Raw genomic sequence first — 7349 nt, 5'->3', positions numbered from 1 at the left:
ACCCACTGCGACCCCTGACCCGCGAACGCGAACACCACCCGCGCACCCGGCCGAGCCACCCCCGACACCACCGAACCCGCCGGGACGCCGGCGGCCAGGCTCTGCAACCCCGACACCAGTTCGCCCCGGTCACTACCCACCACCACAGCCCGGTGCTCGAATACCGAGCGCGTCGTCACCAGCGACCACGCCACGTCCGCCGGCGCCTGCTCCGGCCGGGCCGTCGTCCAGTCCCGCAGCCGGCCGGCCTGCGCCGTCAGGCTCTGGGCCGTGCGGCCCGAGACCAGCCACGCGCCGACCTCTCCGGTCTCGACGACGGCCGCCGCTTCCGCCGCCGGAGCGCCATCGGCGGCCTCGCCCGCGGCGCCCTCGGCAAGCTCGACGTCCTCGGTGCCGTCCTCAGTGCCGCCCTCAGCCGTTGCGGCTTCGTCGGGTTCCGGCGCCTCTTCCACGATGACGTGCACGTTGGTGCCGCTGATGCCGAACGCCGACACACCGGCACGGCGCACCCGCTCACCGTCGGACGGCCACGGCACCGGCTCGTTGAGCAGCTTGATGTCACCGGCCTCCCAGTCGACGTGCGTCGACGGTTCGTCCGCGTACAGCGTCCGCGGGAGCTGCTCGTGCTGGAGGGCGAGGACCATCTTCATGATGCCCGCGACTCCGGCCGCCGCCTGCGTGTGGCCCATGTTCGACTTGATCGAGCCCAGCCACAGCGGTCCCCGGCCGGCCCGTTCCCGGCCGTAGGTCGCCAGGAGCGCCCCGGCCTCGATCGGGTCGCCCAGCGTCGTGCCGGTGCCGTGTGCCTCGACCGCGTCCACGTCGGCGGGCGTCAGGCGGGCGCCGGCCAGGGCGGCGCGGATGACGCGCTGCTGGGAGGGGCCGTTGGGGGCGGTCAGGCCGTTGGACGCGCCGTCCTGGTTGATGGCGCTGCCGCGGATCACGGCGAGGACCGGGTGCCCGTTGCGCCGGGCGTCCGAGAGCCGCTCGACGACGAGCATGCCCGCGCCCTCGGCCATGCCCATGCCGTCGGCCGCGTCCGAGAACGCCTTGGTCCGTCCGTCCGCCGCGAGTCCTCGGGCGTGGGAGAAGGCCAGGAACCCGTCGGGGCTCGCCATGACCGTGACGCCGCCGGCCAGTGCGAGGGAGCACTCGCCCGAGCGCACCGCCTGGCAGGCGAGGTGCAGGGCGACCAGCGACGAGGAGCACGCGGTGTCCACCGTGACCGCCGGGCCCTCCAGGCCCAGGGTGTAGGACAGGCGGCCCGACAGCACGCTGGCCGCGTTCCCGGTCATCAGGTGTGCCCCGAGGTTCTCGACCTCCTCCTCGTCCTCCATGGTCAGTGCCAGGTAGGACGAGCCGTAGCCGCCGACGAACGCGCCGGTCTGGCTGCCCCGCAGGCTCGCCGGGTCGATGCCGGACCGTTCGAAGGCCTCCCAGCTCACTTCGAGCAGGAGTCGCTGCTGCGGGTCCATGGCGAGGGCTTCGCGGGGGCTGATGCCGAAGAAGCCGGCGTCGAACCCGCTCGCGTCCTGGAGGAAGCCGCCCACCTGCGTGTAGGAGGTGCCCACGCTGTCGACGTCCGGGTTGTACAGGGCTTCGAGGTCCCAGCCGCGGTCGGTGGGGAAGGTCGACATGGCGTCGCCGCCGGTGGCCAGCAGCTGCCACAGCTCGTCCGGGCTGGTCGCGCCGCCGGGGAACCGGCAGGCCATGCCGACGATCGCGATCGGCTCGTCCGGCATCAGCGCCGCCGTCACCGGGGTGGCGGGTTCCGCGACATCGGCGAGGTCGCCGGCCAGTTGTTCGCGCAGCAGTCCGGCCAGGGCGGCGGGGGTGGGGTAGTCGAAGACGAGGGTGGCGGGCAGCCGCAGTCCGGTGGCCGGGTTCATGCGGTTGCGGAACTCGACCGCGATCAGCGAGTCGAAGCCCAGGTCGGTGAAGGGCCGGCCGGCCTCGATGGCGTCCGCCGAGGCGTGTCCGAGGACCGCGGCCGCGTGGGTGCGTACCAGGTCGAGGAGTACCCGGTCGCGTTCCGCGGCGGGCAGCGCGGCGAGTTGCTGCCGCAGGGCCTCCGCGGAGCCGGCGCCGGTTCCCGGGCCGCCCGCGGCGGAGGTGACGGTCGTGCGGCGGGGTATGAGGTCGTCGGCCAGCGCCTCCCACAGGGGCGGGACGCCGGTGGCGGCCGCGACCGCCCGCAGTCCGGCCTTGTCCAGCCGGGCCGGGACGAGGAGGGCCTCGGCGCGGGTCAGCGCCACGTCCAGCAGGAGCAGGCCCTGGTTCTCGTCGAGTGCCGCGAGTCCGGACGCGGTCATCCGGCGGAGCATCAGCTCGGCCAGGTCACGGCCGATGCCGGCCTCGGGCATCCACGGGCCCCAGGCCAGTGAGGTTCCCGCGAGGCCCGCCGCCCGGCGGTGTGCCGCCAGCGCGTCGAGGAACGCGTTGGCCGCCGCGTAGTTGCCCTGGCCGGGTCCGCCGAACGCGGCCGCGACGGAGGAGAACAGGACGAAGTGGTCCAGGTCCATGTCCCGGGTCAGCTCGTGCAGGTGCCAGGCGGCGTCGGCCTTGGGGCGCATCACCGCGGCGACCCGCTCGGCGTTCAGCGAGTCGACGAGTCCGTCGTCGATGATGCCCGCGGCGTGGAACACGGAGCCCAGCGGGCAGGTGGCGGGGAGGGTCGCCAGGAGCGCGGCCAGCGCGTCCCGGTCGGCCACGTCGCACGCGACCACGCGGACCCACGCCCCGAGCGCCGCCACCTCGGCGGCCAGGGCGGCCACCCCGGGGGCGCCGGGGCCGGAGCGGCTGACGAGGACGACCCCGCCGGCCCGTCCGGTGGCCGCCAGGTGCCGGGCCACCACGCCGCCCAGGGTGCCGGTGCCGCCGGTGATGAGGACCGAGCGCGGGCCCGCGCCCGGCCGCGGCGGGGCGGCCTCCGTCTCGGTGCCGGGCGTGCGGAGTTCGCCGGCCGGGCGGGCCAGGCGGCGGCCGTAGCCGTGCCGGCCGCGGACGGCCACTTCCGGTTCGGGGCCGCCGAGGATCCGGGGCAGCAGCGCGAGGTCGTCCTCGTCGCCGGCCGCGGGCAGGTCGGCGAGGACCAGCCGTCCGGGGTTCTCCAGCTGCGCCGAGCGCAGCAGGCCCCAGACGGCGCCGGCCGCCACGTCCGCCACGTTCTCGCCGGTCCGTACGGCCATCCCGCCGCGGGTGACCACCACCAGGCGCGCGGGCTCCAGCTCCTCCGCCGCGAGCCACCGCTGTGCCAGTTCCAGTGCCTCGCCGGCGGTCCGGCGGGCCGCGTCCGGCACGTTCTCGTCGCGGTCGGCGCCGATGCACGCGAGCACCGTGTGGGGGGCGGTCGCTCCCGCGGCGGTGGCGGCGGTGATCTCGGAGACGTCGGCGTACGCGGTCACGGGTATCCCGGCGGCGGTCAGCCGGTCGGCCACCGCGAAGCGGTCGGTGCCGACCAGGGCCCACTCCCCGTCCGGGGGCGTGCTCTGGGGCAGTTCGGCCCAGTCCACGGTGAACAGGGCGTCGTTCAGCCACTCGTCCTTGGCCTGCAGCTGGTCCGCGGAGACCGGGCGGGTGACCAGCGAGGCGACGGAGACCACCGGCCGGCCGGCGGTGTCCGCGGCGGTCAGCGTCACGTTGCCCTGGGCGTCCCGGCGCAGCCGGGCGCGGAGGGCGGACGCGCCGGCCGTGTGCAGTTGCACGTCCGTCCAGGCGAAGGGCATGCGCACCTGGCCCTGTTCGGCCTTGTCGTCCGCGTCGGCGCCCGCCTGGTCGGCCACGACGCCCGCGAGCAGCGCCGAGTCGAGCAGCACCGGGTGCAGTCCGTAGGAGGACGCGTCCTCGGCGACGGGCTCGGGCAGTGCCACCTCGGCGAAGATGTCGTCGCCGCGCAGCCAGACCGACCGGAGTCCCTGGAACGCCGGGCCGTAGATGTCGGCCAGGTGGACCGTGTAGAGGTCCGTGATGTCGACTGCCTCGGCGTTCCGCGGCGGCCAGACGTCGAAGTCCCGCTCTTCCTGGGCGGTCGTCCGGGAGGGGGCGATGACGGCGCCGGCGTTCTTGACCCATTCCTGCTCGTCGTCGGCCCGGTCGAGGCGGGAGTAGACGTCCGCCTCGCGCCGTCCCTCGTCGTCGGCCGCGCCCACCACGACCTGGACCTGTACGCCCGCGCCGTCCCGCGGCAGCACCAGCGGTGCCTGGAGCGTGAGTTCCTCCAGGAGGGAGCACCCGACCTGGTGGCCGGCGCTCACCACCATCTCGACGAAGCCGGTGCCCGGCAGCAGGACGACGCCGCCGACCGCGTGGTCGGCCAGCCACGGCTGCGAGCGCAGGGAGAGGCGGCCGGTGCACACGAGACCGGTGCCGCCGCCCAGTTCCACCACGGCGCGCAGCAGCGGGTGCCCCGCCGCGGCCTGCCCCAGCGAGGCCGGGTCCCCGCCGCCCGCCGGTGCCGCTCCGGGCAGGGCCAGCATGCCCTTGGGCCAGTAGCGCTCGTGCCGGAAGGCGTACGTGGGCAGTTCCACGCGTTCCGCCGTGGGCAGGACCGCGGCCCAGTCGACGGTCGCGCCGGCGACGAACGCCTCGGCCAGCGACGTGACCAGGCGGGTCGTGCCGCCGTCGTCCCGGCGCAGGGTGCCGCACACCGCGCCGGGGCGGGCGCCCGGGCCGATGTCGGCGGCGGCGGCCTCCAGGGTGTCGGTGATCGGCGCGAGCAGTACGGGGTGCGGGGAGACCTCGATGAACACCTGGTGGTCCGTGCCGGCGAGCGTGCGGACGGCCCGCTCGAAGTGCACGGTGGCCCGCAGGCTGGTGTACCAGTAGGCGGCGTCCAGTTCCTCGCCGCCCAGGACCTCGCCGGTGACGGCCGAGAGCATCGGCATCCGGCCCGCTCTCGGCGCCACCCCGGCGAGCAGGGAGGTGATCTCCTCCTCCAGCCGCTCCACCTGCGCGCTGTGCGAGGCGTAGTCGACCGCGACCATCCGCTCGCGGACGCCTTCGTCCCGCAGTTCCCGCTGGAGCTCCCGCAGGGCGGCCACGTCCCCGGAGACCACCACCGAGGCGGGGCCGTTGACGACGGCGAGCGACAGCCGGCCGTCCCAGCTGTCCAGCCGCTCCCTCACGCGGTCCGCCGGTTCGGTGACGGACAGCATGCCGCCGTCGCCGGTGATCGCCCGCAGGGCACGGGAGCGCAGCGCCACCACCTTCGCGCCGTCCTCGACGCTGAGCATCCCGGCGACCGTCGCGGCGGCGATCTCGCCCTGGGAGTGGCCCACCACCGCGTCCGGTGTGACCCCGGCGGCCTCCCACACCGCCGCCAGGGACACCATCACCGCCCACAGCGCCGGCTGCACCACATCGGCGGCCACCATCTCGGGCGCGCCCTCCGCGCCCGCCAGCACCTCGCTCAGCGACCAGTCGACATACGGCGCCAGCGCCGCCTCACACTCGGCGAGACGTGCCGCGAACACCGGGCTCGACTCGGCCAGTTCGCGGCCCATGCCCAGCCACTGCGACCCCTGGCCGGGGAAGACGAACACGGACCGGGCGGCCGTGTGGGCCACGCCCGTGACGACCGAGCCCGCCGCCGGGAGGCCGTCGGCCAACTGCCGCAGGCCGCCGACCAGTTCCGCGCGGTCCGCGCCCAGCACCACGGCCCGGTGCTCGAACACCGTGCGGGTGCGCGCCAACGACCATCCCACGGCGTCCGCTTCGAGGCCCGGCCGGGCCTCCGTCCAGTCCCGCAGCCGGCCCGCCTGGGCGACGAGCCCCTCCGCCGACCGGCCGGACACCACCCAGGCGGCGGCGTCCGACACCACCGGCGCCGCCGGCGCATCCGTCTCGGCGGACGGGGTGACGGCGCCTTCCTCGGACGCGCCCGCTTCGGACCCGCCGCCCCCGGCGGCTCCCCCGCCGGAGGCTCCCTCGGTGGAGGCGTCTCCGGCAGCGGCTTCCTCAGTGGGGGCTTCCTCGATGATGACGTGCGCGTTGGTGCCGCTGACGCCGAAGGAGGACACCCCGCCGCGGCGCACGCGCTCCCCGGCGGGCCACGGCTGGGCCTCGGTCAGCAGGCGTACGTCGCCCGCCGACCAGTCGATGTGGGGCGAGGCCTCCTGCGCGTGCAGCGTCCGCGGCATCCGCTGGCCCTGCAGCGCGAGCACCATCTTGATCACACCGGCGATGCCGGCCGCCGCCTGGGTGTGCCCGATGTTGGACTTCACCGAGCCGAGCCAGACCGGGCGGTCCTCGGGGCGGTCCTGCCCGTAGGTGGCGAGGAGGGCCCCGGCCTCGATCGGGTCGCCGAGCGTCGTGCCCGTACCGTGCGCCTCCACCACGTCCACATCGGCCGTCGACAGCCGGGCGCTGGCCAGCGCCGCCCGGATGACGCGCTGCTGCGAGGGGCCGTTCGGGGCGGCGAGACCGTTGGACGCGCCGTCCTGGTTCAGGGCGGAGCCGCGGACCACCGCGAGCACCGGATGCCCGGCCCGCCGGGCGTCCGACAGCCGTTCCAGCACGACCATTCCGGCGCCCTCGGAGATGCCCATGCCGTCGGCCGCGGCGGAGAACGCCTTGCACCGTCCGTCCTGGGCGAGGCCGAGCTGCCGGGAGAACTGGGTGAACATGATCGGGATGGCGGTGACCGTGACGCCGCCGGCCAGCGCCAGGGAGCACTCCCCGGACCGGATCGCCTGGCAGGCCATGTGCAGCGCCACCAGCGACGACGAGCACGCCGTGTCCACCGTCACCGCCGGGCCCTCCAGGCCGAGCGAGTACGAGACCCGTCCCGAGATGACGCTGGTGGAGGTCCCGGTCATCAGGTGGACGTCGAGGTCCTCGTCCGTGCCGAAGCCGTAACCGGACAGCGAGGCGCCCGCGAACACCCCCGTCGCCGAACCGCGCAGCGACGACGGATCGATTCCCGCCCGCTCCAGCGCCTCCCAGCACACTTCGAGCAGCACCCGCTGCTGCGGGTCCATCGCCACGGCCTCACGGGGGCTGATACCGAAGAAGCCCGCGTCGAACCCGCTGGCGTCCGCGATGAACCCGCCCTCGCGTACCCGCGATATGCCGTCCGGATCCTGCTCGTACAGTTCCTCGATGTCCCAGCCGCGGTCGTCCGGAATACCGGCGACCCCGTCGGCTCCGTCGGCCAGCAGCTTCCAGAAGTCCTCCGGGGCCTGGACGCCTCCCGGGTAACGGCAGCCGATTCCGACGATCGCGATCGGCTCGTGGCTGCGCTCCTCGACCTCACGCAGGCGCTGCCGGGTGTCGTGCAGGTTGGCCGTCACCCATTTGAGGTAATCGCGGAGAGTCTCTTCGTTGGCCATCGGGTCTCACCATTCCAGTCT

Annotated in this window: 1 protein-coding gene; it reads right to left on the bottom strand. The window is 75.0% G+C overall.

Features of this window, described 5'->3' with window-relative positions; genetic code table 11:
* A partial coding sequence (locus tag ACSNOK_RS09340; protein WP_436780129.1) for a type I polyketide synthase occupies positions 1-7328 on the bottom strand: 7328 nt, incomplete at its 3' end.
* Positions 7329-7349 lie beyond the last annotated feature (21 nt).

Source organism: Streptomyces sp. URMC 126, assembly GCF_051386555.1.
Lineage (GTDB): Bacteria > Actinomycetota > Actinomycetes > Streptomycetales > Streptomycetaceae > Streptomyces.
Note: the sequence above shows the minus strand (reverse complement) of the source record. Positions and strands in the feature narration are given on the sequence as shown.